Origin of the sequence: Bradyrhizobium sp. 2TAF24 (assembly GCF_052115025.1) — a bacterium.
In the GTDB taxonomy this organism is placed as follows: Bacteria; Pseudomonadota; Alphaproteobacteria; order Rhizobiales; family Xanthobacteraceae; genus Bradyrhizobium_A.
In genome coordinates this window covers 60,321-83,985 of sequence record NZ_JBFRFW010000013.1, presented here as the reverse complement: position 1 = coordinate 83,985, position 23,665 = coordinate 60,321, and the positions used below count along the sequence as shown (strand labels likewise).

General features: G+C 67.1%; 26 protein-coding genes. 10 read left to right on the top strand and 16 right to left on the bottom strand.

Features of this window, described 5'->3' with window-relative positions:
• Nucleotides 1-48: 48 nt before the first annotated feature.
• On the bottom strand, nucleotides 49-666 hold the full coding sequence (locus AB4Z37_RS20350) for a flavin reductase family protein (protein WP_441518566.1): 618 nt from the start codon (nucleotides 664-666) through the stop codon (nucleotides 49-51).
• 205 nt (nucleotides 667-871) lie between these two features.
• Here AB4Z37_RS20350 and AB4Z37_RS20345 point away from each other — a divergent pair, with 205 nt between their 5' ends.
• Nucleotides 872-1,681 carry an IclR family transcriptional regulator gene (locus AB4Z37_RS20345; RefSeq protein ID WP_441518565.1) on the top strand — a complete coding sequence of 270 codons (810 nt, stop codon included), beginning with the start codon at nucleotides 872-874 and terminating at the stop codon, nucleotides 1,679-1,681.
• Between the two features lie 87 nt (nucleotides 1,682-1,768).
• On the opposite strand, the gene AB4Z37_RS20340 is transcribed toward AB4Z37_RS20345, so the two are convergent.
• From AB4Z37_RS20340 to AB4Z37_RS20320, 5 genes are all read right to left on the bottom strand, one after another.
• Nucleotides 1,769-2,443: a DUF429 domain-containing protein gene (locus AB4Z37_RS20340; protein ID WP_441518564.1), complete on the bottom strand. Its 675-nt coding sequence runs from the start codon at nucleotides 2,441-2,443 to the stop codon at nucleotides 1,769-1,771.
• A gap of 44 nt (nucleotides 2,444-2,487) precedes the next feature.
• The gene (locus tag AB4Z37_RS20335) at nucleotides 2,488-3,180 is read right to left on the bottom strand and encodes an Ig-like domain-containing protein (RefSeq protein ID WP_441518563.1); all 693 of its coding nucleotides are present in this window, start codon (nucleotides 3,178-3,180) and stop codon (nucleotides 2,488-2,490) included.
• Between the two features lie 400 nt (nucleotides 3,181-3,580).
• Entirely contained in the window at nucleotides 3,581-3,904 is a 324-nt protein-coding gene (locus AB4Z37_RS20330; RefSeq protein WP_441518562.1) for a hypothetical protein, read from the bottom strand.
• Nucleotides 3,905-3,939: 35 nt separating this feature from the next.
• The gene (locus tag AB4Z37_RS20325) at nucleotides 3,940-4,893 is read right to left on the bottom strand and encodes a phosphodiester glycosidase family protein (protein WP_441518561.1); all 954 of its coding nucleotides are present in this window, start codon (nucleotides 4,891-4,893) and stop codon (nucleotides 3,940-3,942) included.
• Between the two features lie 138 nt (nucleotides 4,894-5,031).
• The gene (locus tag AB4Z37_RS20320) at nucleotides 5,032-6,675 is read right to left on the bottom strand and encodes a fumarate hydratase (protein ID WP_441518560.1); all 1,644 of its coding nucleotides are present in this window, start codon (nucleotides 6,673-6,675) and stop codon (nucleotides 5,032-5,034) included.
• A 137-nt stretch (nucleotides 6,676-6,812) separates the two neighbouring features.
• Here AB4Z37_RS20320 and AB4Z37_RS20315 point away from each other — a divergent pair, with 137 nt between their 5' ends.
• The 4 genes from AB4Z37_RS20315 (at nucleotide 6,813) to AB4Z37_RS20300 (ending at nucleotide 9,497) form a co-directional block, all read left to right on the top strand.
• Complete coding sequence (locus AB4Z37_RS20315) at nucleotides 6,813-7,487, top strand: alpha/beta fold hydrolase (RefSeq protein WP_441518559.1); 675 nt, start codon at nucleotides 6,813-6,815, stop codon at nucleotides 7,485-7,487.
• A 93-nt stretch (nucleotides 7,488-7,580) separates the two neighbouring features.
• Nucleotides 7,581-8,060 carry a hypothetical protein gene (locus AB4Z37_RS20310; RefSeq protein ID WP_441518558.1) on the top strand — a complete coding sequence of 160 codons (480 nt, stop codon included), beginning with the start codon at nucleotides 7,581-7,583 and terminating at the stop codon, nucleotides 8,058-8,060.
• A gap of 96 nt (nucleotides 8,061-8,156) precedes the next feature.
• Nucleotides 8,157-8,552: a hypothetical protein gene (locus AB4Z37_RS20305; protein WP_441518557.1), complete on the top strand. Its 396-nt coding sequence runs from the start codon at nucleotides 8,157-8,159 to the stop codon at nucleotides 8,550-8,552.
• 33 nt (nucleotides 8,553-8,585) lie between these two features.
• Nucleotides 8,586-9,497, top strand: coding sequence for an NAD(P)-dependent oxidoreductase (locus tag AB4Z37_RS20300; protein WP_441518556.1), 912 nt, complete (start codon nucleotides 8,586-8,588; stop codon nucleotides 9,495-9,497).
• A 69-nt stretch (nucleotides 9,498-9,566) separates the two neighbouring features.
• On the opposite strand, the gene AB4Z37_RS20295 is transcribed toward AB4Z37_RS20300, so the two are convergent.
• Nucleotides 9,567-10,295: a hypothetical protein gene (locus AB4Z37_RS20295; protein ID WP_441518555.1), complete on the bottom strand. Its 729-nt coding sequence runs from the start codon at nucleotides 10,293-10,295 to the stop codon at nucleotides 9,567-9,569.
• Between the two features lie 48 nt (nucleotides 10,296-10,343).
• Nucleotides 10,344-10,835 carry a hypothetical protein gene (locus AB4Z37_RS20290; protein ID WP_441518554.1) on the bottom strand — a complete coding sequence of 164 codons (492 nt, stop codon included), beginning with the start codon at nucleotides 10,833-10,835 and terminating at the stop codon, nucleotides 10,344-10,346.
• A 358-nt stretch (nucleotides 10,836-11,193) separates the two neighbouring features.
• On the opposite strand from AB4Z37_RS20290, the gene AB4Z37_RS20285 reads away from it, so the two are divergent.
• The 3 genes from AB4Z37_RS20285 to AB4Z37_RS20275 all read left to right on the top strand — a co-directional run bounded on the left by AB4Z37_RS20285 (nucleotide 11,194) and on the right by AB4Z37_RS20275 (nucleotide 14,006).
• Nucleotides 11,194-11,406: a hypothetical protein gene (locus AB4Z37_RS20285; RefSeq protein ID WP_441518553.1), complete on the top strand. Its 213-nt coding sequence runs from the start codon at nucleotides 11,194-11,196 to the stop codon at nucleotides 11,404-11,406.
• Nucleotides 11,407-11,503: 97 nt separating this feature from the next.
• Nucleotides 11,504-12,478 (top strand): Bug family tripartite tricarboxylate transporter substrate binding protein, encoded by a 975-nt coding sequence (locus AB4Z37_RS20280; RefSeq protein WP_441518552.1) that lies wholly within the window; start codon nucleotides 11,504-11,506, stop codon nucleotides 12,476-12,478.
• Nucleotides 12,479-12,602: 124 nt separating this feature from the next.
• Complete coding sequence (locus AB4Z37_RS20275) at nucleotides 12,603-14,006, top strand: amidase family protein (protein WP_441518551.1); 1,404 nt, start codon at nucleotides 12,603-12,605, stop codon at nucleotides 14,004-14,006.
• 6 nt (nucleotides 14,007-14,012) lie between these two features.
• Here AB4Z37_RS20275 and AB4Z37_RS20270 read toward each other — a convergent pair whose 3' ends face one another.
• The 3 genes from AB4Z37_RS20270 to AB4Z37_RS20260 form a co-directional block, all read right to left on the bottom strand.
• Nucleotides 14,013-14,852, bottom strand: a complete 840-nt coding sequence (locus tag AB4Z37_RS20270) for an alpha/beta hydrolase family protein (protein ID WP_441518550.1) — start codon at nucleotides 14,850-14,852, stop codon at nucleotides 14,013-14,015.
• Nucleotides 14,853-14,910: 58 nt separating this feature from the next.
• Nucleotides 14,911-15,621, bottom strand: coding sequence for a glutathione S-transferase (locus tag AB4Z37_RS20265; protein WP_441518549.1), 711 nt, complete (start codon nucleotides 15,619-15,621; stop codon nucleotides 14,911-14,913).
• A 175-nt stretch (nucleotides 15,622-15,796) separates the two neighbouring features.
• Nucleotides 15,797-15,997, bottom strand: a complete 201-nt coding sequence (locus AB4Z37_RS20260; protein WP_441518548.1) for a hypothetical protein — start codon at nucleotides 15,995-15,997, stop codon at nucleotides 15,797-15,799.
• Between the two features lie 559 nt (nucleotides 15,998-16,556).
• Between AB4Z37_RS20260 and AB4Z37_RS20255 the strand changes: the two genes are divergently transcribed.
• Entirely contained in the window at nucleotides 16,557-16,778 is a 222-nt protein-coding gene (locus tag AB4Z37_RS20255) for a hypothetical protein (protein WP_441518547.1), read from the top strand.
• A 4-nt stretch (nucleotides 16,779-16,782) separates the two neighbouring features.
• On the opposite strand, the gene AB4Z37_RS20250 is transcribed toward AB4Z37_RS20255, so the two are convergent.
• Nucleotides 16,783-17,046 (bottom strand): hypothetical protein, encoded by a 264-nt coding sequence (locus tag AB4Z37_RS20250; protein ID WP_441518546.1) that lies wholly within the window; start codon nucleotides 17,044-17,046, stop codon nucleotides 16,783-16,785.
• A 424-nt stretch (nucleotides 17,047-17,470) separates the two neighbouring features.
• Here AB4Z37_RS20250 and AB4Z37_RS20245 point away from each other — a divergent pair, with 424 nt between their 5' ends.
• Nucleotides 17,471-17,830: a GFA family protein gene (locus AB4Z37_RS20245; protein ID WP_441518545.1), complete on the top strand. Its 360-nt coding sequence runs from the start codon at nucleotides 17,471-17,473 to the stop codon at nucleotides 17,828-17,830.
• Between the two features lie 93 nt (nucleotides 17,831-17,923).
• Here the strand turns inward: AB4Z37_RS20245 and AB4Z37_RS20240 are convergent, their stop codons facing one another.
• The 4 genes from AB4Z37_RS20240 to AB4Z37_RS20225 form a co-directional block, all read right to left on the bottom strand.
• Complete coding sequence (locus AB4Z37_RS20240; protein ID WP_441518814.1) at nucleotides 17,924-18,598, bottom strand: lectin; 675 nt, start codon at nucleotides 18,596-18,598, stop codon at nucleotides 17,924-17,926.
• A gap of 199 nt (nucleotides 18,599-18,797) precedes the next feature.
• The gene (locus AB4Z37_RS20235) at nucleotides 18,798-19,769 is read right to left on the bottom strand and encodes a Tim44 domain-containing protein (protein ID WP_441518544.1); all 972 of its coding nucleotides are present in this window, start codon (nucleotides 19,767-19,769) and stop codon (nucleotides 18,798-18,800) included.
• Between the two features lie 215 nt (nucleotides 19,770-19,984).
• Nucleotides 19,985-22,549 (bottom strand): cell cycle histidine kinase CckA, encoded by a 2,565-nt coding sequence (gene cckA, locus AB4Z37_RS20230; protein ID WP_441518543.1) that lies wholly within the window; start codon nucleotides 22,547-22,549, stop codon nucleotides 19,985-19,987.
• Between the two features lie 291 nt (nucleotides 22,550-22,840).
• The gene (locus AB4Z37_RS20225; protein WP_441518542.1) at nucleotides 22,841-23,617 is read right to left on the bottom strand and encodes an HpcH/HpaI aldolase family protein; all 777 of its coding nucleotides are present in this window, start codon (nucleotides 23,615-23,617) and stop codon (nucleotides 22,841-22,843) included.
• Nucleotides 23,618-23,665 lie beyond the last annotated feature (48 nt).

Here is a 23,665-nt window from a genome sequence, read left to right as displayed (position 1 = left end):
GCGGGCCCGCCTTGGCTTGATGTCGCACCCATGGCTGTCAATTGGCTGTCAATCGACCGACTTCGGGGTCTGGAACACGGCGTTCAACGTGACGATGTCGCCGAGACGCGCGTAGCGCGGACCGCCGATACGGGCGATCGGATCGAGCGCCTCGGTTTCGATCTTGCCGTTGACGACAAGGCCGTCGCGGACATGGAACATGACGACCTCGCCGACGATCAGGCGGCTGCGGGCATCGCCGAATTCGAGACACTGGCGAAAGCGGCACTCCATCGCGACCGGCGGCGCCGCAAGCCGCGGCACCTTGATGCGCTCGCTCGGCAGCGTTGCGAGATCGAGCAGTTCGACCTCGCTGACCTCAGGCGGATGCTCGATCGAGCTGTCGTGCACGGCCTTCATCAGCGGCGCATCGGCGATGTGAATGACATACTCCTCGGTGTCGAGGATGTTGTGCGCGGTGTCCTTGTAGACGCCCGCCTTGCGCCCGACGCTGATCGCCAGCATCGGCGGCTTCTGCGAGACGAAGGTGAAGGCGCTGAACGGGGCGAGGTTGAGCACGCCGCTGCCGGACAAGCTCGTCACCCAGGCGATCGGACGCGGCACCACGATGCCGGTCATCAGCCGGTAGATCTTTTCCGCACCGAGGTCCGCAGGATCGATCTGCATCATCGTCTCGCTGCTAGGCCCGGCCGGTCGAGGTCGACGCGCGAGCAGATCGCACCAATGCGAGACGTTTCATTGCATCCTCCCAAAGCCTGGCGGCGGATCACCGTCCACCCTGTTGTCGTTGCAGTCGATCGCGATCGCCGCGCCGGACATTCGATTTTTACGGTTTACGTGTCGACCGAATTATGCGTTTCTTGTCCACATTATGGACAAAGACCCTTCTCGTTCGAAGGCGGATCGCAGCGTGGAACCGCGGCCCGGCGCGCAGGCCATCCGGCGCGCGCTCGCCGTCCTGCGCATCCTCGCCGCAGGCCGGGAGGCCGGACTGCCGCTCGCCGACGTGGTCCAGGCGACCGGGCTCACCCGCCCCACCGTGCATCGCATCGTTCACGTCCTCATCGAGGAGGGCATCGTCGAGCGCCACGACAAGACCGGCCGGTTCGCGATCGGCGGCCAGGTGCCCGAACTCGCGCTGGCGCGCCCATCGCCTTCCCCGTTGCTTGCGGCGGCCGACGACATTCTCAAGCGCACGTCGCAGCGGGTCGGCGATACGCTGTTTCTCACGGCCCGGACTGGCAACGACACGCTCTGCGTCGACCGCCGGATCGGCTCCTATCCGATCCAGGTGCTCTCGATCGAGATCGGCGCGCGGCGGCCGCTCGGCGTCAGCAGCGCGGGCGTCGCCATCCTGTCGGCCATGCCCACCCAGGAAGCTAGGAAGATCGTCGCCGCCAACGAGGCGCGATTTAAGGCCTACCGCACCGACGCCTCCATCGTGCTCGGCCAGATCGCGGCCGCGAGGCGGACGGGCTACAATCTGCGTGAAGTCGGCCTGGTGCAGGGCACGAAGTCGATTTCCACCTGGATCAAGACCGCGGACGGCCGCCCGGCGGCCGCCATGACGGTTTCGGCCGTTCGCACGCGACTGGAACCGCGCCGAGAACTGGAAGTTGCGGAGATCATCCTGGACGCTGCGCGCGCGGTCGAAAGCAAGATCCGTTCGACGATCCTGTAGCCGACGCGCCGCGATGCCCCCGGGGACGTCAATCGCCATCCTGCCCCGCCTTGCGGCGAGGTCTGAACGAAGCTCGCAGCCGCGTGCCTAGTACCAGATCTGCATCTTCAGCCCGCGCGCGTCGCGTGGCGCCGGGCCATCGGGACAGCAGGCACGCCCGTCGCGGGCCGCCAGCGCCATGGCGCAGGCGTCGATGACATCGTCCGCTTTCGCGCCCGTGCCGATGCGGGCGCGGTCGAGCCAGTCGTCGAGCGCCGTGAAGCCGGCGCGCAGCAGCAGCGCACGGCGCAAGCCCAGCCCCTCGGCGTCCTTCTTGCGTGGCAGCGGCTGGCGGCCATTGAGGCGCCAGAACACCAGCTCCGGATGCGCCTCGATCACGCGGCGCTGACGCGCCGGCGTCATCGCCGCGTCGATCTCCACAATCTTCGGCCCGAGATTCCACAGCTGCGCCGAGACCATCGGCTCGCCGCGCGCTTTCAGCACGCGGTTGGCCAGAGTTTGCGAGCCGTGCGCCCACAGCCCGCGGCGCGCGCCGGTGAACACCCGCGCGCCGTGCGGCCGCAACAGCGCCCGGGCCGCAAGGTCGCAGGCCCGGTCGCCCGTCTCCGGCAGGCCGATCGGCATGTCGATGGCGGCACGCGTGAAAGGCCGCGCCCACAGCGCGTCGATATCAGGCCAGAATGCGATGGTACGGCGCCGCGGCGCAATCTCGACCGCGACCCAGCCGCGACGGAAGCCGTCGAGCCCGATGAACACTGCCATGGCCGTATTTGAGAACATGCGCCGGCGGCGTCAACCCGCGCGGCTCAATCGCTGCCGACCTCAGCGCTGCCGACCGACCAGGCGTCGCTCCGCGCGGTGATCTCGAGGCGGACGGTCGTGGTGACCCGGGCGAAGCGGCTGTCGCCCTCGTACTCGGCGCTCAGCAGATGCGAGCCGCCGGGCAGCGCCGAGGTGGTGAAGCTGGCGCGGCCACGGCCGTCGAGCCGCACCCGCGCCATCAGCCCGTGATCGCCATCCCTGAACGTGACCATGCCGGTCGGCGTGCCCGCGGGCGCGCTGACCACCGCGGACACCGTCAGCGGCTCGCCGGCCACGCCCGGATTCGGGGAGGATGAGACCTCGAGCCGCGACGGCGCCTGCACCCGGTGCACCAGCACGTTCGAGGAGCTCGGCAGCGCGATGAACGGCATGAAGTCGGTGGTGCCGGTGTAGTGCGCCCGGATCGGATGCTCTCCCGGCGCCAGGTCAGCGACCGTGATCGCGGGTGACGCGACCGCGGCGCGGCCGAGCCAGCGCATGGTCGCCTCGTCGAAGAAGTCGATGAAGCCGCCGGGCACCGCGCCGCGATCGGCGTCGACTTGCGCGGTGAAGGTCACGGCATCGCCCGGTGCCGACGCTTCCGACGATGACGCGACCAGCGCGATCGTGGTCCGTGCCGCGATCACCTCGGTCTGCGCCCGCGCGGCGCTGACCAGCGCGAGCAGCAGCACGATCACGACACAGACGATTCCGACAGTCGCGGATCTGAAATGAAACGTGGGGCTTTCGATGCGGGTCCGTCGGGCGGGCCGCGACAGCTGATTGGGTCGCAAGATCGATTTCTCCATCAGGCCACCTGACATCGACCGCACTGCGGCCGGGTGGCAGGCCATTCCGGCTGGCCTGATCCCGGCGACTGTTCCACAGGCCAGCCCGAAAATCGTCTCATCCAGCGCAACGATGACGATCTTTCGCCGCCGCCGCCGCATGCGACTGCGGCGCGCACAACGGGGCCGGACGACCCATTCCATGTGTCAGGCAAAGGCAGGGAAAGGTTCAGCCGCGCGGCGCGGACGCGTATCGCCGCGCCGTCACAACTTCTCGACCGTGATCAGCCACCGACCGGACGACCACGTTTCACGGCTTGCACACCGCACGCATGCGCGGCGCCAGCGTGACGATCTCGGTGTCGACCGCCTGCACGTTCTGGGACTGGTTCGGCCCACGGTCGCAGCGCGCGATCACGCTGCGGTAGTCGGAGAGCGCGTCGATGTGGCGGCGATAGGCGGTGCACTGCGCCGCGTCGGTATCACCGGCTGCGTTGTCGAGCCCGGTGCGGGTGCGGCGGACATTCTGGTCCGCCGTCAGCATGTCGTCGCGGCAGCCAGCTGCGGTCCCCGGCATCACCTGTCCCAGCATCGACGCGGCCACGGCAGCGAGCAGAATGATGGCGGTCTTCATGACGTGATGATCCTCCCTGCGCACGGGTGCCGCCGTCACGACGTCCGCCGGACGGCGGCAAGAACCACCGGCATCTGGGCAGGCTTGTATGGCAGGCTCATCAGCAACTGCACGTCGTCCCCCTCGACCCGTGCCTCGGAGCGGCCATAGCTCTTGCGCGCGAAGCCGTTCAACGCGACGCCCTGACAGGCGACCGGGCCACCATCGAGGTTGAGCGCGATCGTCAGGCCGAGCGGCGCATCGCGCAGGAAGCCCGCAAGCCGCGTCAGTGAAAAGAACGCGTCGGTCGTCGTTCCGACAATGATGCGGCCGGCGGCGTCCTGGCCGACAAAGCTGCGCGTCGCGAGCCAGCGCGTTGGATTGGCGACCCGGCTCACGCCGTGCGACAGCAACAGCGGGTAGGACACCATGGCATCGGTCGCGCCCTGGAAGGCGATACGCCAGTCGGTGGCGGCAAGGTCGTGCACGGCTGCCGACGCCGCCGACGCCACGAAGGCCCCGGCCCGCGCGTCATAGGTCTGCGGCCCGAGCGGCGCGCCGCCGCTGAGGAACGGTGTCGCCGGCTCGCCTCGTCGCGAGAAGAAGCTGCCGTTGACCACGAGGGCCGCTCCCGTCTTCGCCAGCCAGTGATCGAGGTCGCGCTGCCCAGAGGCTGCGTTGTGGGCGACGAAGCGAAAGCGTGCGGGATCGATGCGAGCCAGCAGCAGGTGCTCGACCACCTCGCCGTTCATCAGCACGGGCAGATCGGCGACCTCGAAGCCTCCGTCGACGGCCTGCCAGTCGAGACGGCCGGGGGTCGGCGCGGCGTTGCTCGCCAGCGCCACCCGCATCGCGTGGGTGAGCAGCGGACTGGTCGGCGTCACCGCCAGCCAGTAGGTGCCGCCATCGCGGACCAGCGGCAGTGGACCTTTGAGGCCTGCAAACAGCCATAGCCCCGCGGCTGCGGCAAACACGGCCACCACACCGAAGATCCTGACTGCGAACCGCATCGCCCCTGCCCGCCCTTCGTGAATCGGCAACGGCCGGATCATAGCTGCGGCCGCGTGACGGGATGGCGATGCAACCATGGCGTCACGCGGGCATCATTTCGGCGATCCCGGGCGGATCGGCAGCCAATACCGCGGCGGTCAGCCGAGGTTCAGCTCCTTGAAGAAGTCGTTGCCCTTGTCGTCGATGATGATGAAGGCCGGGAAGTCGACGACCTCGATGCGCCAGATCGCTTCCATGCCGAGCTCGGGATACTCGACCACCTCGACCTTCTTGATGCAGTGCTCGGCGAGGTTCGCCGCCGCGCCGCCGATCGAACCGAGGTAGAAGCCACCATGCTTCTTGCAGGCCTCGCGCACCGCGGGCGCGCGGTTACCCTTGGCGACCATCACCATGGAGCCGCCGGCGGCCTGGAACTGGTCGACGAACGAATCCATGCGGCCCGCGGTGGTCGGGCCGAACGCGCCGGAGGCGTAGCCATCGGGCGTCTTCGCCGGGCCGGCGTAGTACACCGGGTGGTTCTTGAAGTAGTCCGGCAGGCCCTCGCCCTTGTCGAGACGCTCGCGCAGCTTGGCGTGGGCGGCGTCGCGCGCGACGATCATGGTGCCGGTCAGCGACAGGCGGGTCTTGACCGGATACTGCGACAGCGTGGCGAGCACGTCCTTCATCGGCTTGTTGAGGTCGATCTTCACGACCTCACCACCGAGCGCGCCCTCGACCTCCGGCAGGTACTGCGACGGGTTGTGCTCGAGCTCCTCGAGATAGACGCCGTCCTTGGTGATCTTGCCGAGCACCTGGCGGTCGGCCGAACACGACACGCCGAGGCCGATCGGCAGGCTGGCGCCGTGGCGCGGCAGGCGGATGACGCGCACGTCATGGCAGAAGTACTTGCCGCCGAACTGCGCGCCGACGCCCAGCGACTGCGTCATCTTGAGGATTTCCTGCTCCATCTCGAGATCGCGGAAGGCATGGCCGTCCGCCGACCCCTGCGTCGGCAGCGCGTCGAGATAGCGCGCCGACGCCAGCTTGACCGTCTTCATGGTCAGCTCGGCCGAAGTGCCGCCGATGACGATGGCGAGGTGGTAGGGCGGGCACGCCGCGGTGCCGAGCGTCAGCACCTTTTCTTTCAGGAAGGCCAGCATGCGGTCGCGGGTCAGGATCGACGGCGTCGCCTGGAACAGAAAACTCTTGTTGGCCGAGCCGCCACCCTTGGCCATGAACATGAACTTGTAGGCGTCGTCGCCCTCGGCGTAGATCTCGCACTGCGCCGGCATGTTGTTCTGGGTGTTCTTCTCCTCGAACATCGACAGCGGCGCGACCTGCGAGTAGCGCAGGTTGCGCTTGAGGTAGGCGTCGCGGGCGCCCTCGGCGAGCGCGGCCTCGTCGTCACCCTCGGTGATGACGCGCGCGCCCTTCTTGCCCATGATGATGGCGGTGCCGGTGTCCTGGCACATCGGCAGCACGCCGCCGGCGGCGATGTTGGCGTTCTTGAGGAAGTCGAAGGCGACGAACTTGTCGTTGTCGCTGGCTTCCTTGTCCTCGAGGATGTTGCGCAGCTGCTTGAGATGGCCCGGGCGCAGATAATGGTTGATGTCGACGAAGGCGGCTTCCGACAGCGCCTTCAGCGCCTCGCGCGACACCACCAGCATGTCCTTGCCGAGCACGGTCTCGACACGCACGCCGTCCGAGGAGATCTTCCGGTACGGGGTCTCGTCCTTGCCCAGCGGAAACAGCGGGGTGTGCTTGTAGGGCGGCACGGCGGGGACCTTGGCGGGGGCGTTCATGGTCGGCTCTCTCTGGCTGGCTTGCGACAGGCTGGCAGTCTTGAGAGGGTTGATAGACCACCACATCGGGCGGGTGCAACAGCGGCCCGCCGGGCGGTGGCGGGCCTTCGTCAGGCTGGCTTTCGCGGGAGCGCGGAATGGCGATTTTTGTATTGATCCCAGGGGGTTGGCATGGCGGCTGGGCGTTTTCCGGCTTCGCCGCGACGCTGCGCCGGCACGGCCATGACGTCTACACCCCGACGCTCAGCGGCCTCGACGAGGGCAGCCGCCAGTCGCCGAGCGGGATCAACCTGGAGACGCATATCAGCGATGTCCAGGAACTGCTCACGGTCGAGGATCTCTACGAGGTCGTGTTGTGCGCCCACAGCTATGGCGGCATGGTCGCGACCGGGGTCGCCGACCGCGCCCGCGAGCGCGTCGCCGCCCTCGTCTATCTCGACGCCTTCGTGCCCGAGGACGGCCAGTCGTGGTGGGACCTCGCGGGCGAGGGCTATCGCCGGCTGGCGCTCGACCGCTCGCGGCGCGACGGCATCGGCGTCACCCCACCCGACAACCTCGACCGGCGCTGCGCGCCCCATCCCCTCGCCGCCTTCCTGCAGGAAATCTGGCTGTCGGGCCGCGAGCAGACGGTTCCGCGGCGCGTCTTCGTCTACGCCAGTGGCTGGGAAACGACGCCGTTCACCGAGCAATACCAGCGGCTGAAGGACGACCCGGCCTGGGAGGTCCACAGCATCGCCTGCGGCCACGACCTGATCCATCACGCGCCCGACGACGTCATGACCATCCTGCAGCGCGTCGCGGACACGCTTTAGCAACGACATCGCCATCTTCATCGCCCCGTGCCGGAGGAAAAGCCGTGTCCGCCGGAGGCGTTCGTGCTTTAATGGCACCAAGGGGCTGTGATGATGACGATGATGTTCGGACGGATGCGCGGGGTGGCGGCGATGCTCGCCGCGATGCTGATGATGGGGCTGGCAGGGACCGCGGCGCGCGCAGACGCCTGCGACGATCTCGCCAGGCAGCTCACCGGCCAGATCGATGGCCTCGTCGTCGGCGCGACCAGCGCCAACGCCATCGCGCTGAAGCATCCCGCCGTGAGTCGGGCATCGCTCGGCTGCCGCAGCCGCAACGTCACCAATGAAGTGTTCGCGGCCACCGCGAGCCGCAAACCGGCGGAGGCGTTCTACGGCTTCACCGCCCAGGCCGCAGCGCTGGTGTTCACCATTCCCCGCGACGACGTGCGCAAAGGCATCACCCGCTGCGTCGGCCGCATCGGCCTGTTGCGCGGCGACACCATCGCCACGCGCTACCGCCGCCTCGACATCCGCTGCACCGGCGGCAAGACCGGCACCACGGTGAGCGTGTCGCGCGAGCTGGACAGCTGAATTCAGGACTGCTGATTTCAATGACCAAGACAACTGGTTTCCGGGATTGATTTTCAGGACGGCCCTTTCAATGACCAGGCACTGCCGGAGAGCCCCATGCCCATTGCAAAACTGTCTGTCGTCACACTGATATTATCGCTGTCGACCGCCACGGCGCATGCCGAATTCTATTCCAAGGTCGCCGCCAGCGGCGCCACCATCCGCCTCTATCGCGCCAGCTCGACCAATCCCGACTGCAGCACCGCCGGCGAGCCCATCGTCCGTTTGACCCAGTCACCGCAGCATGGCCGAATCCGCCTTGCTCGCACCCGCGTGTACATCAACTTCCCGCCCAACAACCTGCGCAGCGCCTGCAATCGTAGCGGCGTTCGCGGTGTTCTCGTGAGCTACGTATCGCAACGCGGCTATACCGGCCCGGACTCCGCCGCGATCGACGTGTTCTATCCCTCCGGTAACGTGCGCCAGGCGTCGTTCGATATCGCGGTGCGTTGACCGCACAGTTTCCGGAGCCAACGGAGGTTTGCGATGGTCGCCGTCTTCGTCGATGCCAATGAGTCGCTGGCGCTGGAGTTCGAGCGCCAGTTCCGCGACGACGATCCTTCCGTGCGCATCCATCGTGACGCCGACGTGCGGCCGGAGGCGCTGCCCGCGGTGCTGGCGGATGCCCGCATCGCCATCATCGACCACACGTATTTGCCGACGGACATCGCACGGCAGTGCAGGACGCTGCAGCATGTCGTGTTCCTCGGCACCGGTGCGCGCAGCTACATGAATCCGGAAGAGCTGGCCGAGCTCGGCATCACCGTCCATATCATCAAGGGCTATGGCGATACGGCGGTGGCCGAATCCGCCATCGCGCTGATGTGGGCGTCCGCACGCAGCCTTGCGCTGATGGACCGCGCCATGCGCGGCGGCAACTGGCTGCGCGAAGATGGCATGCAGCTCACCGGCAAGACGTTGGGGCTGATCGGCTTCGGCGGCATCGGCGCCGAGGTGGCGCGCATCGCCGCCGGCAGCGGCATGACCGTGCTGGCCTGGAACCGGACACCGCGAACCGTGCGCGGCGTGAGTTTCGTGGCGCTGGAGCGGCTGCTCGCCGACAGCCATGTCGTGTCCATGCACCTGCTGCTCAACGACGATACCCGCGGCTTCCTCTCCCGCGCCCGCATCGCGGCGATGCGGCCGGGTGCGATCCTCATCAACACCGCGCGCGGCGCGCTGGTGGATGAAGCGGCGATGATCGACGCGCTCAAGAGCGGCCACCTGCGCCACGCCGGCCTCGACGTCTTCGACATCGAGCCTCTGCCCGCTGATCATCCGCTGACGCGGCTCCCCAACGTCACGCTGTCGGCGCATTCGGCGTTTCGCACCCCGGAAGCCGGCGAGAACCTCGTGCACGCGGCGCTGCAGCATTGCCGAAGGATCGTAAGAGGGTAGAGCTCGCGCTCGCTTAACGTAATCCGTCGCCCTTCGAGGCTCGCGGAGCCTGTCAACACCATTTGTTTGCTACTCGACCGGAGATGCATTGCCCCAAATAGCATCGAAGTGATCAGACACTAACTTCGACATACCCGCCCCTACTTCCACGACGAAACTTTGCGCTCGCCCCAGATCCTTCAAACTTGCGCCTACGAGAAGCAAGCCTGCATTATGAATTATGTATCGATCGTGCAGCTTGCCTTTGCCCACCACACGAACCTCAAGTTTGCCCCCAAACTCTCTGTTGAAGGCTTTAAGTTCGGTAGAAAAGCCAGTTCCTTGAATATCTGAGGTCAGAAGCTTGATACTTTTTGCCCCCTCACACCGACTCAAAGATTCTAGAACGCTAGAAGCAATATAGGGATCGCAAAAGCGAAGCGCTCCCGACAAATTCGACAAAATCTGATCAACACGACGACGACCGGAAAATGCCTTTTGCGGGTTTATAAAGGTTACCGCATCAGTTGAGTCGAACAACTCCTGCTCGCCGGCTCGCATTAATTTCCAATATTCACTTCCTCGAACCCGCTTTCTAATTACCGCCCCTTTTTCGTTTCGAAGAATCGTCTCAACTCGATGACGAGAAATATGAATACGATGATTTGCTTCTAGCTGTCTTGATATTGCATATGCCGATAAGATTCCTTCGCCACCGCGGAGCGCTTCCGCTGCCAAAATACAAAATACCTGCAATCGCTCATTTTCGAGCAAGTGAATATCCGGCAGCTTCGCTGGACGCTCAATATCGTCAACCATCGGATCCTCAACTCACGGAAGAAAAAACGAGAGGCTAGTGCCGATGTTTCAAGCTGCGCTGGCCAGTTTTGCCTCCAAGTCTCGCTTCTCTCGATTGGACAAAGCGTAGGTATCCGCTCCAACGAGACGCAATCGATCGCTCCTGGTCAAACCAGCAAGGTACTTCGACAAATTATTCACGTAGGTGTCTTTGAAATGACCAGGAGCTGTACGCATCTCGACCGTAAGTTCTTGTCGTGTGAACCTTTGCTTCTCTTTTACAAAATGCAAATGAGCAGCCGCAGCCAATATGATGTCAGGACCGGTCTTTGCGGCAAGTACCGTGGCAATCGTATCAGTCGACAAATCAAGCGTGCCCGCGTCCCCTCTTCCAACTTCATGAGGGGGTGGAGCGCCCATCTCTTTCTTCAGCGGTGGATTTAATTCGATAGCCAACTTTTGTGAAAGCCAAACCAAGACACGGCGCCTTTCATCGGCATCGAGAGCGCTCATAATCGGCAATACCTGAGCCATCGCAGCAATCTCGCGATCTTCCGACATAAATTTCACCCCTTTAAAGAAATTCACCTAAATTACGATACAAAAGCTATCACGCAACTTAAAACGAGCAAGACGAAATAGTTTGGAAAAATCGCGATTTAAAAGTATGGCAGAATTTCACATCAAAAATTGGAATATATAAATTAGATCAATATCTTAAAAGTGATATAATAAGCATCAATATCAAACACTATTCACCTCCTCCAAACCAGAAGTGGTTGCGCTAGAATTCGACAGCTACTGCGAAGCCGGCCAGCCTTACAATTCAACCTTATGTTTTTCTTACATTTTGAGCAGTTTTTCCGTCTCGAATCCCTATGCGCCCTCGCCTAGGTTGAAGCGGTCAAGGAGGCGCGTCATGGCTCTGAAACTGGCCCTAAAAGCAGTGTCTGTTGTGCTCTCCCTGCTGCAGGATGCGCTGGCTGTCACCGCCAGGGCGCTGACCGAGTTCGTCACCGGCCGCAAGCAGGGCACCTACGATCCATCGCGCTACTACATGCGCGGCCCCGGCCCGAAATGGGTCGCCAAGCACGGCGCGATCCGACCCACCGACCACCGCCGCGCCGCCTGACCGGAGCGGCCTGTGCCGGCGATTGCCAGCCGCCACGGCTTTGGACAAGATGCCGCGCGCCCGCGACGCGGGTGCTGCATCTGTCCAGGAATCGCCCGTGCCTCTCACCCGCCGTTCGTTCGTCCATCTGCCGGCGCTCGCGCTCGCTGCCGTGGTCACTCGCGCCCGCGCCGACGACTATCCGTCGCGCCCGGTACGCATCATCGTGCCGTTCGCGCCGGGCGGCGGCACCGACCTGATCACCCGCACGCTCGCCGATCTCATCGCCACACAGTGGAAGGCGAGCGTGGTGATCGAGAACAAGCCGGGGGGCGGCACCACCATCGGCAGCCAGGCCGCGGCGTCGGCACCCGCCGACGGCTACACCCTGCTTGCGGCCTCCAACAGCTTTCTCATCTCGCCGCTGCTGCTGCCGACAAAACCCTATGTATGGGAGCGCGACTTCACCGGCGTGTCGCTGTTCGCGCTCAGCCCGCACATTCTCGTGGTCAATCCCAAGGTGCCGGCGAAGACACTGCCCGAGTTCGTCGCCTGGGCGAAGGCGCAGGGCGGCAATGCCACCTTCGCCTCGTTCGGCTCGGGGTCTTCCAACCATCTCGGCTTCGAGGTGCTCAAGCGCCGCCTCGGCGTCGACATCGTCCATGTGCCCTACAAGGGCAGCGCCCCGGCGATGAACGACCTCGTCGCCGGCCATGTCAACGCCATGCTCGGCGACCTGCAGAACGTCTCCGAACAGCTCAGGGGCGGCACGCTGCGGCCGATCGCGGTCGCCAACGAAAAACGGATTCCGCTGCTGCCCGACCTGCCGACGCTCGACGAGCTCGGCGTCACCGGCTTCACCTCCAAGTCGTGGTTCGGCGTGCTGGCGCGCAAGGACACACCGCCGCCGATCGTCGCCAAATGGAGCGCGGCGTTTGCCGACGCGCTGAAGCAGCCGGCGGTGCAGGAGCGCCTCGCCTCGCTCGGCGTCGACCTCGTCGGCGCGACGCCCGAGGGCATGCAGGCGTTTCTCGTCGAGGAAGCGAAACGCGCCGAGGACGCGGTGAAGCTGTCCGGCGCGACGATGGAGTGAGGCGCCCGACCAATGCCCGGGGCCGACAGCTGCATGCGGTCCGGCCATCTTGCCCTGCCCGCCCCGCGCCGCGATACTGCCGCTCCAACGCAAGACCAAGACCACACTGAGATACGGGGACGACATGGCTGAACTCTGGCAACTGACGGCGACCGAACTGGCGGCTGAGATCCGCGGCCGCAAGGTCTCGGCGCGCGAGGCGACGGTGGCGACGCTGGCGCGGCTCGATGCCGTCAACCCCGTGATCAATGCCGTGGTCGAGCATCGCCCGGAGGAAGCCCTCGCCCGCGCCGACGCCATCGACGCGACGCTCAAGCGCGGCGAGGACGCCGGCCCGCTCGCCGGCGTGCCCGTCACCATCAAGGTCAACGTCGACCAGGCCGGCTACGCCACCACCAACGGGCTGAAGCAGCAGCGCGATCTCGTCGCCAAGGCCAGCAGCCCGGTGGTCGACAACCTCGTCAAGGCCGGCGCCGTGCTGATCGGCCGCACCAACACCCCGGCATTCTCGCTGCGCTGGTTCACCTCCAACCAGATCCATGGCGAGACCATGAACCCGCGCGATCCGGCGCTGACGCCGGGCGGATCATCGGGCGGCGCGGCCGCGGCGGTCGCCGCCGGCATCGGCCCCATCGGCCATGGCTCCGACATCGCCGGCTCGATCCGCTATCCGGCCTATGCCTGTGGCGTGCATGGCCTGCGGCCGACGCTCGGCCGCATCCCGGCGTTCAACGCCACGGCACCCGAGCGCTCGATCGGCGGCCAGCTCGGCGCAGTGTCCGGCCCGCTGGCACGCACCATTGCCGACATCCGCCTGTCGCTCACCGCGATGGCGGCGCGTGATCCGCGCGATCCGTGGTGGGTGCCGGCGCCGCTCGAAGGCCCGCCGGTCGAGAAACGCGCCGCGCTGACGCCCGCCCCCGACGGCCTCGAGGTCGCCCCCGAGGTCCGGGCGGCCGTGAAGGACGCCGGCAAACGCCTCGCCGACGCCGGCTGGATCGTCGAGGAGCTGCCGGCGACGCCGCCGCTCGCGGAAGCTGCCGACCTGCAGACGCTGCTGTGGCTCGCCGACGGCTATGACGCCATGGTCGCCGCCGCGGAGCGCGAAGGCGATCCCGCCGCCATCCATGTGCTGCGCAACCACCACGACAACGCTCGCAAGCTCGATTTCGCGAGCTTCTCGAAACTCCTGAGCCGCCGCGCGACGCTGCTGCGCGACTGGCTGCTGCTGCTCGAGCGCTACCCGGTGATCGTGATGCCGGTGTCGGCGGAACTGCCGTTCGCCAACCATCTCGACACCCGGGATGACGCCACCTTCGCGCGGGTGTGGCGCGCGCAGATGACCCAGATCGGCCTGCCGCTGCTCGGCCTGCCGGCGCTCGCCGTCGCAACCGGCCTCGTCGGCCGCACCCCGGTCGGCGTGCAGGTCGTCGCCGGCCGCTACCGCGAAGACCTCTGCCTCGCCGCGGGCGAAGCGATCGAGGCCGGCGGCACGCCGCCGTCGCCGATCGATCCGGTCACGGCGTAACGCCGTTCAACGCGCGGCGCGCACCGCGTCGACAATGTCGCGGAGCCGGTCGATCACCACCGGCTCCAGCAGGATGTCGTGGGGCAGGCCTTCCACCACATCGGCCCTGACGGCAACGCCGCGCTTGCGCAGCGTCTCCGCATAAGCCTGTGTCAGCGCCGGCGGCGCGACGTCGTCCTGCGATCCCACCAGCAGCGTGACCTTCGTGGACAGGGGCACGCCATCCGCCTCCGCGATCGGCGACAGCGAGCGCACCGGCCGCTCCCAGATCGCCCCGCCCTGGACGCTGTGCATGTGTTGGCGCCACGCCGCGAGATCGCACGGACACGACACCAGCAGCGTGGCATCGGCCCCGCCCTTTCCGCTGCCGAGCAGGTCGGCGGCGATGGCCGCGCCCCCCGAATGACCGACCAGCACCACCGCGCGCGGATGATAGCGCTCTTTCAGAGCTGTGATCGCCGCCGTCACCGCGTCGATCACCTCCGGCGTGTAATTGTCGCCGGTGGTCTCCCCGCGCATGCCGTCGGAGCGCTCGTCACCGTCGCTGTAGCCGGGCCGCAGCACCGCCGCGGCGACCACGTTCGGCAGCGCCGCGGCGACACTGGCCGCGAAGCGATACTGATAGGTTGGCGGCCGCCGCGGCGCATCGCCGTGGAGCACGACCACCAGCACAGGATCGGCGCCACGGCCGGGGCTCTCGTAGACGCGGGTCTTCAGCCGCTGGGTGACATTGACCCACACCGTCTCGCCCGCGGGCGGTGACTGCGCCGGGGCCGGCGCGGCGGCGGTCAGCAGGGCGAACAGAAGCACGAGCCCAAGACGGGAGGGCCTGAAATGAACCTGCATGACTCGTTCCATCCTGAGAGAAAGCCGCCACGATGCTATCGTCGTTGTCTCGCATGGCCTAGCCGTCCAGCGCCGGATAGCGCCGGAAAATGCCTTCCTCGTTGAAAGGAATGCGGCGGTCGCTGGCGAGATAGGCGCGGATGTTGGGCCGGTCAGCGACACGGTCGTACAGCGCGACGAGGCGCGGATAGTGCGGCTCGCGTTGCGCCATCATCTTCGGAAATGCGTAGCGCAGCCCGGCGACGATCTGGAACAGCGAGAGGTCGACATAGCTCAAGCGGCGGCCGGTGACATAGCTGCCGCCGCTCGCCTTCAGCAGCCCCTCGAAATAGTCGAGGAATTTCGGCGCCCGGGCCTTCCGGAAATCCGCCGATCGCTTCTTCGCCTCGCTCTTCTGGTCCTCGTAATACAGCGACGGTCCGAGCGGATGATGGGTGTCGTGAATCTCGACCACGAAATCGGTGATGGTGAGCTGCAACTGGTGCACCCACAGCCGCGCGGCATCCGCCTTCGGCGCAAGGCCGTGCCGGGCCCCAAGGAAGAAGAGGATGTTGGCGGTCTGGCCGATCACGCGGCTGCCCGCGACCAGGAACGGCGGCGCGAAGGGCGGCGTCTTCGTTCCCTTGCCGGCCATCAGGCGATCCATCGCCGCCATGCCACGCGGGCCGCGCGCGACGTCGTCATAATCGGCGCCAGCCTCTTCCAGCGCGAGGCGGACATATTCGCCCCGGCCCTGGATCATCGGCCAGTAGTACAGTTCATAGCGCATGCGCATGCCCCCGTGCGGCAACGACCGGACCGGCCGACGCACCGCATCGGCCGATGCGCACTGTGCGGGGACACACGAGACGCCGCAAGACGATCACGCGGCGGGCAGGCCCGCGCGCGGCGCACGCGCCATCCACCCGGGCGGGACGGCCGGCCCGGGCGCGGCGCGCCCGCCGTCAGGCCGCGACCTTGCGGTCTTCCGCGCGCCGCGAGGGAAAGATCGCGATGGTGGTGAACTGATAGCCACAGGCCTGGCACGACCACACGAACGACATGCGATCACTGCCGCGCTCCGACCAGATCGGCCGCTCGATCGGCTGGCCGCACTGCGCGCAGGGATTGTCCACGGGGGAGCAATTGAAATTCATCGCGGCCATGACTCGCCTCCCAGAAATCATCTCGTCCGACCGCTCGCCAGCGCTCGTTACAGCGGCGCCGGATCGAGCCATCGCGGCCGTGGACCATAGACGGCACAAACGTACGGTCAAGCACGCGATGTGACGCGCTGCATGGTCAGCAATACAGACATTTTAGCTCAGCGAATGGTTCTGCATTTTATCGTTCACGAGCTGTCCGACGGATCAGACAGCGATTGTCGGTGCGCCGCCGACGCCTGCAACACAACCGACATCCATCCGTCACGTGCTGCGGCCGCGTCCGAAGGGAACGCGCGCGCAAATGTGATCGCGAAGCCGGCCGCCGCAGTCTGGCCGCATGCGGCGCGCCAGCTATCCTGCAGCGGACGCACGCGGCCGTATGCGACCGAAATTTTTCACGAGGCCAGGGCCGTTTCACAAGGCCAAGAGCGTTCCACAAGGCCAAGAACGTTTCACAAGGTCAAGACTTGCAATGATGCCGACGGGATCATCATCCACGCCCCTCATCCGACACCGCTGGCGCCGGCACGTCATCGCGGCCGGGCTGCTGGCTGTGGCGATGGCCGCCGCCGGCGGCGCCCCGCCCGCGATCGCCCGCGGGGGCGGCCACGGCGGACACCTCGGCGGCCGCGGCCTGCATCTTGGCGACGGTGGTGGCGGCATGGGCGGCGGCTTCGCGCGCGACGGCCGCAAGGCCGACGACAAGTATGTCCATGCCGCGTCCGACGAGCTCGACAGGCTGCTCAATCAGCGCATGAAGAACATCTGCCGCAACTGCTGAACGATCAGTCGTGCGGGCGCGCCGCATTCCAATCACGGCGCGAGGGCCTGTCGTCGCGGTCGTAGCGCACGCCGTGCAGCGCCAGCTCCATGCGGATGCGCCGCATGCGCGCGTCGATCATGGCGCGGTAGGCGCGCGCCATCACGATGCGGACGGTCGCGGGCAGCGATCGCGGCGGCTTGCGCCCGAACGCGGGACGCGCGGCGCGGCTGCGATGCGGAGCCGGCCGCAGCCAGTGGCTGGCAAAGGTGGACAGAACCGACGTCATGGAAGTCATTCCTGCAAGTTCCGCCGGCAGATGGCGCGGCCCCGATGGGGCCGCCGCCGGCCCTGCGAGATATGACGCCGGCAGCGTAGGAATTCGATGGGGCGCCGCCCATCCCTTTGTAGGAGCCGCATAAAGGCCCCGTCACCCAAGTTTCAGCGCGCTGTCGCATGGCATTCAAACAAACGGCTCAGGGTGATTCCGCGCGGTCCCCCGCGCGCGTCAGTCGCGTTGCGTCGTCCCTGCGGCAGGGACGTGTGTTGCCTGGATATCGGCCGACGCCGCGCCGCGGGTGTCGGCCAACCCGTCCCCTCGCGCGTCACCGGCCGGCAGTCCTGGCCTGACCATTGTCGACGCGATACGATTGCCTTGGCGCCGCCGCGAACCCCGCCCAGCGTGGGGGTCTTCGGCTTGAAGGGGACGATCGATGACCGAGACGCGAACCTATACCGGTGGCTGCCACTGCGGCCAGGTGCGCTTCGAGTGCACCACCGACCTCGCCATGATCACGGCCTGCAACTGCTCGATCTGCACCAAGAAGGGCCTGCACTTCACGTTTCTGCCGCCGGAGAGTTTCCAGCTCCGCGCCGGCGGCGAATCGCTCAGGGAGTACCTGTTCAACAAGCACGCCATCCGCCACCAGATCTGCACCGAATGCGGCGTCGAGGTGTTCGCCCGCGGCCAGAAGCCGGATGGCACCCAGGTGGTGGCGCTCAACGTCGCCGCCATCGACCATATCGATCTGGCGACGCTGAAGATGACCCCGATCGACGGCCGCAATCGCTGACCCTGCAGCGGCTGCAAACGAACGGGGCCCCGGCGGGTGTCGCACCGGAGCCCTCCGCGACCATGCCGCTCGCCATCCGCGGCGCACCGCGCCTCAATTCACCGCGAAGCAGTACAGCAGGCCGTCGCCGCCGGTGCTCTTCAGATCGGCCTGCGAGCAGCCGCCATCCGGCCCGCGCGAAGGATGCGCGCTGTTCCACAACTTCGCCGCCGGCGTATCGCCGAGGCCTTTGCGGTCGGAATGGCCGACCATGGCGGCGCCTTGCATGCTGCTCGTCCAGTTCTTGCAGGTGCGGTCGTCGGCGCCGGTGAAGGCGGTGCCGTCGGGCTGCGAGCCGGTGAGGATGTCATGCCGGTTCGGCTGGTCGCCGATGCCGTTGGTCACCTCCCCCTTCTCGCTCAGCGCCGTCTCCTTGGTGAGGTTGTTGGCCCCGTGCAGCTCGGCGACGTCCTTGGCGATGACGACGCCCTTGGCGTTCTGCCAGGGGCCCTTGCCGATCCGGTCACGCGCATTGATCGCCTCCTTGCCGTCGGCGGCCTGGGTCGACAGGTACGCATGCCAGGTCTTGGCGCCGGCGCCGGCGGCCTGCGCCAGGGTCTGGCAGTGGTTATCCGCCCCGGCGAGCCCTCCAAGATTGCCACCGTTGCCGATGCCGTTGCTTGTGATGAAGAAGGTCATGGCGGCCTGCTGCGCCGAGGACGGCCCGGCGGCAAACCCCAGCGCCGCGATCGCGGCGCCCAGCGACAATGCGAGAAGCTGTTTCGGCATCGGCATCAAAGTCCTCCCTGATGGCGGCGCGGCAGCTGGTTCAGCCCGGCCTCGAGCACCGCGGCGGCGCGTCGGTGATCAACCCGCCCCGGCGCACTTTATTCCACAGCCGCCCGTGCCCGGCCATGACGGCGACACAACAAAAAAGGCGCCGCGCGAACGCGACGCCCTCGATGTGCAATGCAAAACGAAGTGCGGATCACACCTGCTGGATCGCCGACAGCGTCCAGTTGCCGCCGCGCTCGCGCAGGAAGGTCCAGACCTCGGTGACCTCGACCGGACGGTCACTGTTGTCGACGACACGGCCGGTGGCGCGCTCGGTGGTCTTGTCGATCAGCGAGAAGCGCATCGCGACGCTGGCGTAGTCGTTGTCACCCTCGCGCCAGGCTTCCGCGAGGTCACCCTGCAGCAGCTTGACCGCGCTCACCTCGTTGACCACGCCGCGCTTGTCGTTCTCCGCGAGATCCTTGGCGAAGTAGGACACCATTTCCGGGGTCGCCAGGCGATGCAGCGCCGGAAGATCCTGCCGCGACCACGCCGCCTGGATGTCGCCGAGCAGGCGCTCGAACGCCTCATAATCGTCCGGCACGATCTTGAGCGGCGGCGCGTTGGCGCCAAACCCGAAACCAAAACCCTTGATCTGGTCGGGCTGGGGCTGCGGCGGCGCGTCGAACTGCGACGGGCCGCCGGCATAGGCGGTCGCCGGCGCGTTGCGGCGCTGCCACCACGCCATCAACAACCGCACCACGATCACGATCAGGCCGACCTGCAGCACGAGGCCGATGATCGACGACAGGCCGCCGAGGCCGCCGAACAGGCCGCCGCCGAACAGCATGCCGAACAGGCCGGCGCCGAGGAAGCCCGCGGCAAGACCGCCGAGCAGGCCCGGCCGGTTGAAGAAGCCGCCGCGGCCGGCATTGGCAGCCGCCGCCGGACCGCTCATGCCGGGGCTCGAGGGCTGGGTCATGCTGCGTTCGAACGGCCGCGCCGCATTGGGCGCGGTCGGCGTGCTCGGCGGCGCCGAGAACGTCCGCGACCCGCGCGAGCCGGAGCTGCCGCCGCCGCCGATACGGGCGTCAGCCGCAGTGGCTGCGAGCGCGACCGGCATGGCGACCGACAGCACGATGGCCAGAACCTTGATGGAAGCGCGCATGCGCTGCGAAAACGTCATGGGTCAGATCCCTTCATTCCCCACCAAGAGGAAAGCGCCCCTAAGATGGGGAACGGCGGACAAAAGAAAAGCCGGCCGGTTCCCTCGGGGCTGCGGCCCTCAGTCGCGGTCGAGGACAATTTTCCCAGGAAAATCAAGGTTCCCAGGGCTGGGTTGCGACGTTAGGCCCCAACGACGAATCCACGGAAAACTTCAGGACAGACCCCGCCGCCGCGTCAGGACGCGGTCATGGTTTCCTTCACCTGGGCCACCAGCTGGCTCAGCGTGAAGGGTTTGGGCAGGAACGCGAACTGCTGATTCTCCGGCAGGCTGCGGGCGAAGGCGTCTTCCGCATAGCCCGACACGAAGATGATCCGCAGGTCCGGATTGCGCCCGCGCATCGCCTTCAGCATGGTCGGGCCGTCCATCTCCGGCATCACCACGTCGGACACCACGAGGTCGATGGCATCGTTGTTCTCGACGAGAATGTCGAGCGCCTCCATGCCGTTGGCCGCCTCCAGCACGGTATAGCCGCGCGAGCGCAGGCCGCGGGCGTTGAGCGCGCGCAGGCCGTCCTCGTCCTCGACCAGCAGGATGGTGCCCTGCCCGGTGAGGTCGCGCGGCTTGGCCGGCGCGGCGGCGGCCGTGTCCGGCGCAGCCGCCGGCGCGGCAGCCGCGGCGGGCTCGACCGCGGGCTCCGCCTCGACGACATGGCGCGGCAGGAAAATGCGGAACGAAGTGCCTTTGCCGGGCTCGGAATCGACATAGACGAAGCCGCCGGTCTGCTTGACGATGCCGTACACCGTCGACAGGCCGAGGCCCGTGCCCTTGCCGACCTCCTTGGTGGAGAAGAACGGCTCGAAGATCTTGTCGACGATCTCGGCGGGAATGCCGGTGCCGGTGTCGGTGACGTCGATGCAGACATAGTCCGCCGCCGGCATGCCCTTGTAGGGCAGCTTCGCCGCCTCGGCCGTGACGATGTTCGCGGTGCGGATGCTGAGCCTGCCGCCATCCGGCATGGCGTCGCGGGCGTTGACGGCGAGATTGACGATGACCTGCTCGAACTGCGAGACGTCGACCTTGACCGGCCACAGGTCGCGGCCGTGCACGAGGTCGAGCTTGACCTTCTCGCCGATCAGGCGGCGCAGCAGCATGGTGAGGTCGGACAGCGCGTCGCCGAGATCGAGCACCTGCGGCCGCAGCGTCTGGCGGCGCGAGAACGCCAGCAACTGCCGCACCAGCGTCGCGGCGCGGGTCGCGTTCTGCTTGATCTGCATGATGTCCTGGAACGACGGGTCGGTCGGCTTGTGCGCGTTCAGCAGGAAATCGTTGGCCATCATGATGGCCGAGAGCACGTTGTTGAAGTCGTGGGCGATGCCGCCAGCGAGCTGGCCGACCATCTCCATCTTCTGCTGCTGGGTGACGCGGTTCTCCAGCGTGCGCTTCTCGGTGGTCTCCAGCATGTAGACGATGGCGACCTCGGCATCGCGCTCGTCCTTCTCGACCGCTGTGACGAAGAACTGGCCCCAGCGCTCCGCTGTGCCGTCGAGCATGGCCTCGACCGGCGCGATGTCGCCCTGCCCTTCGGCGGCCTTGGCGATGGCAGCCGTCAGCGCCGCGCGGTCGCGCTCGTTGACGACGGCGAGGATCGACTTGTTGGCGGAGCCCGGCAGGCTCTGCGCCAGCTTGGCGAAGCGGGCGTTGGCGCGGGCCACGGCGCCCGAGCGATCGACGGTCGCGATCGCCATCGGCGTGTGGTCGAAGAAGCGCATGAAGCGCACCTCGGCGGTGCGCTGCGGATCGGGGCCCTCGTCGCGGGCGCGGTTGATCACCAGGGTGCGCGAGGTGCCGGGCGTGCCGTCGGCGCCGAAGGCGAGCTTGTGATAGAGCCGCACCGGCACGGTCTTGCCGTTGCGCATGCGCAGGTCGACGTCGAAGGTCTCGGTCTTGACCGCGCCGGGTTCGGCGGTGATCGAGGTGAGCAGCGCCGCGCCGTCGCCGGACACGATGTCGGCGAGCTTGAGCCCGCCGCTGCCGATCTCGGCGAGGTCGTGGTCGAGCCAGTTGGCGAGGGTGGCGTTGATGTAGACGACCTCGCCGGCCGGATTGACCGAGAAGAAGCCGCATGGCGCGTGGTCGAGATACTCGATGGCGTGCTGCAGCTCCTGGAAGACGTCTTCCTGGCGCTCGCGGTCGCGGGTGATGTCGGCGATCGACCACACCGTGAAGCGCGCCTCGCGCTTGCCCTCGCCGAGCGGGCGCACCCGCAGGCGCAGCCAGCGGCCATGGGCACCGTCGCTGCCGGCGACCCGCACCTCTTCCTGCAGCCGCTTGCCCTCGCGCGCCGCCTTGAGCAGGCGGAACACGGCCTCGGAGACATCGGGATTGCCGATGAAGACGCGCTCGACGGGGCGGGCGTCATCCGGGCCGGCGGCGCCGGTGAGCGCGAGATAGGCGGCGTTGGTATAGACGATGTGGCCGCGGCTGTCGGTGACGGCGAGGCCATCGAAGGCATGGTCGGCGATCTGGCGCAGCACCGGGTCTTCGGTGGTGCGGTCGGCGAAGCGCACGATACCGGCGGCGAAAGCGAACAGCGTGAACAGGCCGACCATCGCCAGCAGCGCCAGCAGGCCGAGAATATAGGGCTGGGCCTGGGTGCGCCCCAGCATCATGAAGCCGACCGCCGCGGCGACGACGCCGGCGGCGACCACCAGCACGAGGAGGATGCTGCCGCTGCGCCGGGCAGGCTCGACGAGGTCCGGTTCCGGGTGATGCGGATCGTTGCTCAATTCGAGGGCCATCGGTGGGCGTGGGGTGCCATCTGGTCAGCTGTCACGTCGTCGTCACGGGCGGATTCCTGACAAACGCCCGTGCGGACAGGCTCCACCCGCGCCCTGAGTGCCTGAATCGGCGGTCCCAGCGCAAGCGAATCGTGCAGGCCACGACGCTCGCCGGGAGACGCGGGACATGAATACCGGCCGGCCCGCGCGCCGCCGTGGGCGCCGGCCCCACCATGCGCCGAGATCCCTGACCACGGCGGGGCGAGAACAACAGCAGGCCTCCGACGACAATGGCGAAAGGCCGGTCGCCCGTCAGTTGCCGATCCAGCCCCTGGCCTTGGCGGCGAGCCCGTCGGCGGTCTTGGCCAGCAGGCCGATGTCGGAGCCGACCGCCACGAAGTGGTAGCCCCATTCGAGGTAACGCCGCGCATCCGCCTCGACCGGAGCGAGAATGCCCGCCGCCTTGCCCGCCTTGGTGATGCGCTTGACCGCGTCGGCGATCACCGCCTGCACCTCGGGATGGGACGGATTGCCGATATGGCCCATGGACGCGCACAGGTCCGATGGCCCGATGAACACGCCGTCGACGCCGTCGGTCGCGGCGATGGCATCGAGGCGCTCGATGGCGCTGAGCGTCTCCACCTGCACCAGCACGCAGATCTCGCGGTCGGCGTCGGCGAGATAGCTGCCGACGCGGCCGAACCGCGCCGCGCGGCTGCCGGTGGTGATGCCGCGGATGCCGGCCGGCGGATAGCGGCACGACGCCACCGCCTGCGCCGCCTCTTCCTCGGTCTGCACGAACGGCACCAGCAGCGTCTGCGCGCCGATGTCGAGCAGGCGCTTGATCAGCACCGCATCGTTCCAGGCCGGGCGGATGATCGGGGTCGCGGTGCCCCGCGTCATCGCCTGCAACTGCGCCAGCACCGAGGGCAGCTCGTTGGGCGCGTGCTCGGTGTCGACCAGGATCCAGTCAAACCCGCTGTCGGCGATGATCTCGGCGCCGACATTGCTGCACAGGCTGCACCACAAGCCGATCTGCACCTGCTTGGCGGCGATCGCAGCCTTGAACGCGTTCCTTGATAGCTCCATCTCGTCCTCGCACCGCCTGCACCGCCACGGCCCCCATGGTCCGCTGTC

What these genes read in the sequence shown, in the direction of transcription:
- AB4Z37_RS20255 (WP_441518547.1), top strand. Translation starts at nt 16,557, where the DNA reads ATGGCCGCCGCCGGCGGCGCCCCGCCCGCGATCGCCCGCGGGGGCGGC.
- AB4Z37_RS20295 (WP_441518555.1), bottom strand. Translation starts at nt 10,295, where the DNA reads ATGGTTGACGATATTGAGCGTCCAGCGAAGCTGCCGGATATTCACTTG.
- AB4Z37_RS20275 (WP_441518551.1), top strand. Translation starts at nt 12,603, where the DNA reads ATGGCTGAACTCTGGCAACTGACGGCGACCGAACTGGCGGCTGAGATC.
- AB4Z37_RS20330 (WP_441518562.1), bottom strand. Translation starts at nt 3,904, where the DNA reads ATGAAGACCGCCATCATTCTGCTCGCTGCCGTGGCCGCGTCGATGCTG.
- AB4Z37_RS20245 (WP_441518545.1), top strand. Translation starts at nt 17,471, where the DNA reads ATGACCGAGACGCGAACCTATACCGGTGGCTGCCACTGCGGCCAGGTG.
- AB4Z37_RS20225 (WP_441518542.1), bottom strand. Translation starts at nt 23,617, where the DNA reads ATGGAGCTATCAAGGAACGCGTTCAAGGCTGCGATCGCCGCCAAGCAG.
- AB4Z37_RS20240 (WP_441518814.1), bottom strand. Translation starts at nt 18,598, where the DNA reads ATGCCGAAACAGCTTCTCGCATTGTCGCTGGGCGCCGCGATCGCGGCG.
- AB4Z37_RS20300 (WP_441518556.1), top strand. Translation starts at nt 8,586, where the DNA reads ATGGTCGCCGTCTTCGTCGATGCCAATGAGTCGCTGGCGCTGGAGTTC.
- AB4Z37_RS20320 (WP_441518560.1), bottom strand. Translation starts at nt 6,675, where the DNA reads ATGAACGCCCCCGCCAAGGTCCCCGCCGTGCCGCCCTACAAGCACACC.
- AB4Z37_RS20250 (WP_441518546.1), bottom strand. Translation starts at nt 17,046, where the DNA reads ATGACGTCGGTTCTGTCCACCTTTGCCAGCCACTGGCTGCGGCCGGCT.
- AB4Z37_RS20270 (WP_441518550.1), bottom strand. Translation starts at nt 14,852, where the DNA reads ATGCAGGTTCATTTCAGGCCCTCCCGTCTTGGGCTCGTGCTTCTGTTC.
- AB4Z37_RS20290 (WP_441518554.1), bottom strand. Translation starts at nt 10,835, where the DNA reads ATGTCGGAAGATCGCGAGATTGCTGCGATGGCTCAGGTATTGCCGATT.
- cckA (WP_441518543.1), bottom strand. Translation starts at nt 22,549, where the DNA reads ATGGCCCTCGAATTGAGCAACGATCCGCATCACCCGGAACCGGACCTC.
- AB4Z37_RS20235 (WP_441518544.1), bottom strand. Translation starts at nt 19,769, where the DNA reads ATGACGTTTTCGCAGCGCATGCGCGCTTCCATCAAGGTTCTGGCCATC.
- AB4Z37_RS20260 (WP_441518548.1), bottom strand. Translation starts at nt 15,997, where the DNA reads ATGGCCGCGATGAATTTCAATTGCTCCCCCGTGGACAATCCCTGCGCG.
- AB4Z37_RS20285 (WP_441518553.1), top strand. Translation starts at nt 11,194, where the DNA reads ATGGCTCTGAAACTGGCCCTAAAAGCAGTGTCTGTTGTGCTCTCCCTG.
- AB4Z37_RS20345 (WP_441518565.1), top strand. Translation starts at nt 872, where the DNA reads ATGGACAAAGACCCTTCTCGTTCGAAGGCGGATCGCAGCGTGGAACCG.
- AB4Z37_RS20340 (WP_441518564.1), bottom strand. Translation starts at nt 2,443, where the DNA reads ATGGCAGTGTTCATCGGGCTCGACGGCTTCCGTCGCGGCTGGGTCGCG.
- AB4Z37_RS20315 (WP_441518559.1), top strand. Translation starts at nt 6,813, where the DNA reads ATGGCGATTTTTGTATTGATCCCAGGGGGTTGGCATGGCGGCTGGGCG.
- AB4Z37_RS20325 (WP_441518561.1), bottom strand. Translation starts at nt 4,893, where the DNA reads ATGCGGTTCGCAGTCAGGATCTTCGGTGTGGTGGCCGTGTTTGCCGCA.
- AB4Z37_RS20265 (WP_441518549.1), bottom strand. Translation starts at nt 15,621, where the DNA reads ATGCGCTATGAACTGTACTACTGGCCGATGATCCAGGGCCGGGGCGAA.
- AB4Z37_RS20305 (WP_441518557.1), top strand. Translation starts at nt 8,157, where the DNA reads ATGCCCATTGCAAAACTGTCTGTCGTCACACTGATATTATCGCTGTCG.
- AB4Z37_RS20350 (WP_441518566.1), bottom strand. Translation starts at nt 666, where the DNA reads ATGCAGATCGATCCTGCGGACCTCGGTGCGGAAAAGATCTACCGGCTG.
- AB4Z37_RS20310 (WP_441518558.1), top strand. Translation starts at nt 7,581, where the DNA reads ATGACGATGATGTTCGGACGGATGCGCGGGGTGGCGGCGATGCTCGCC.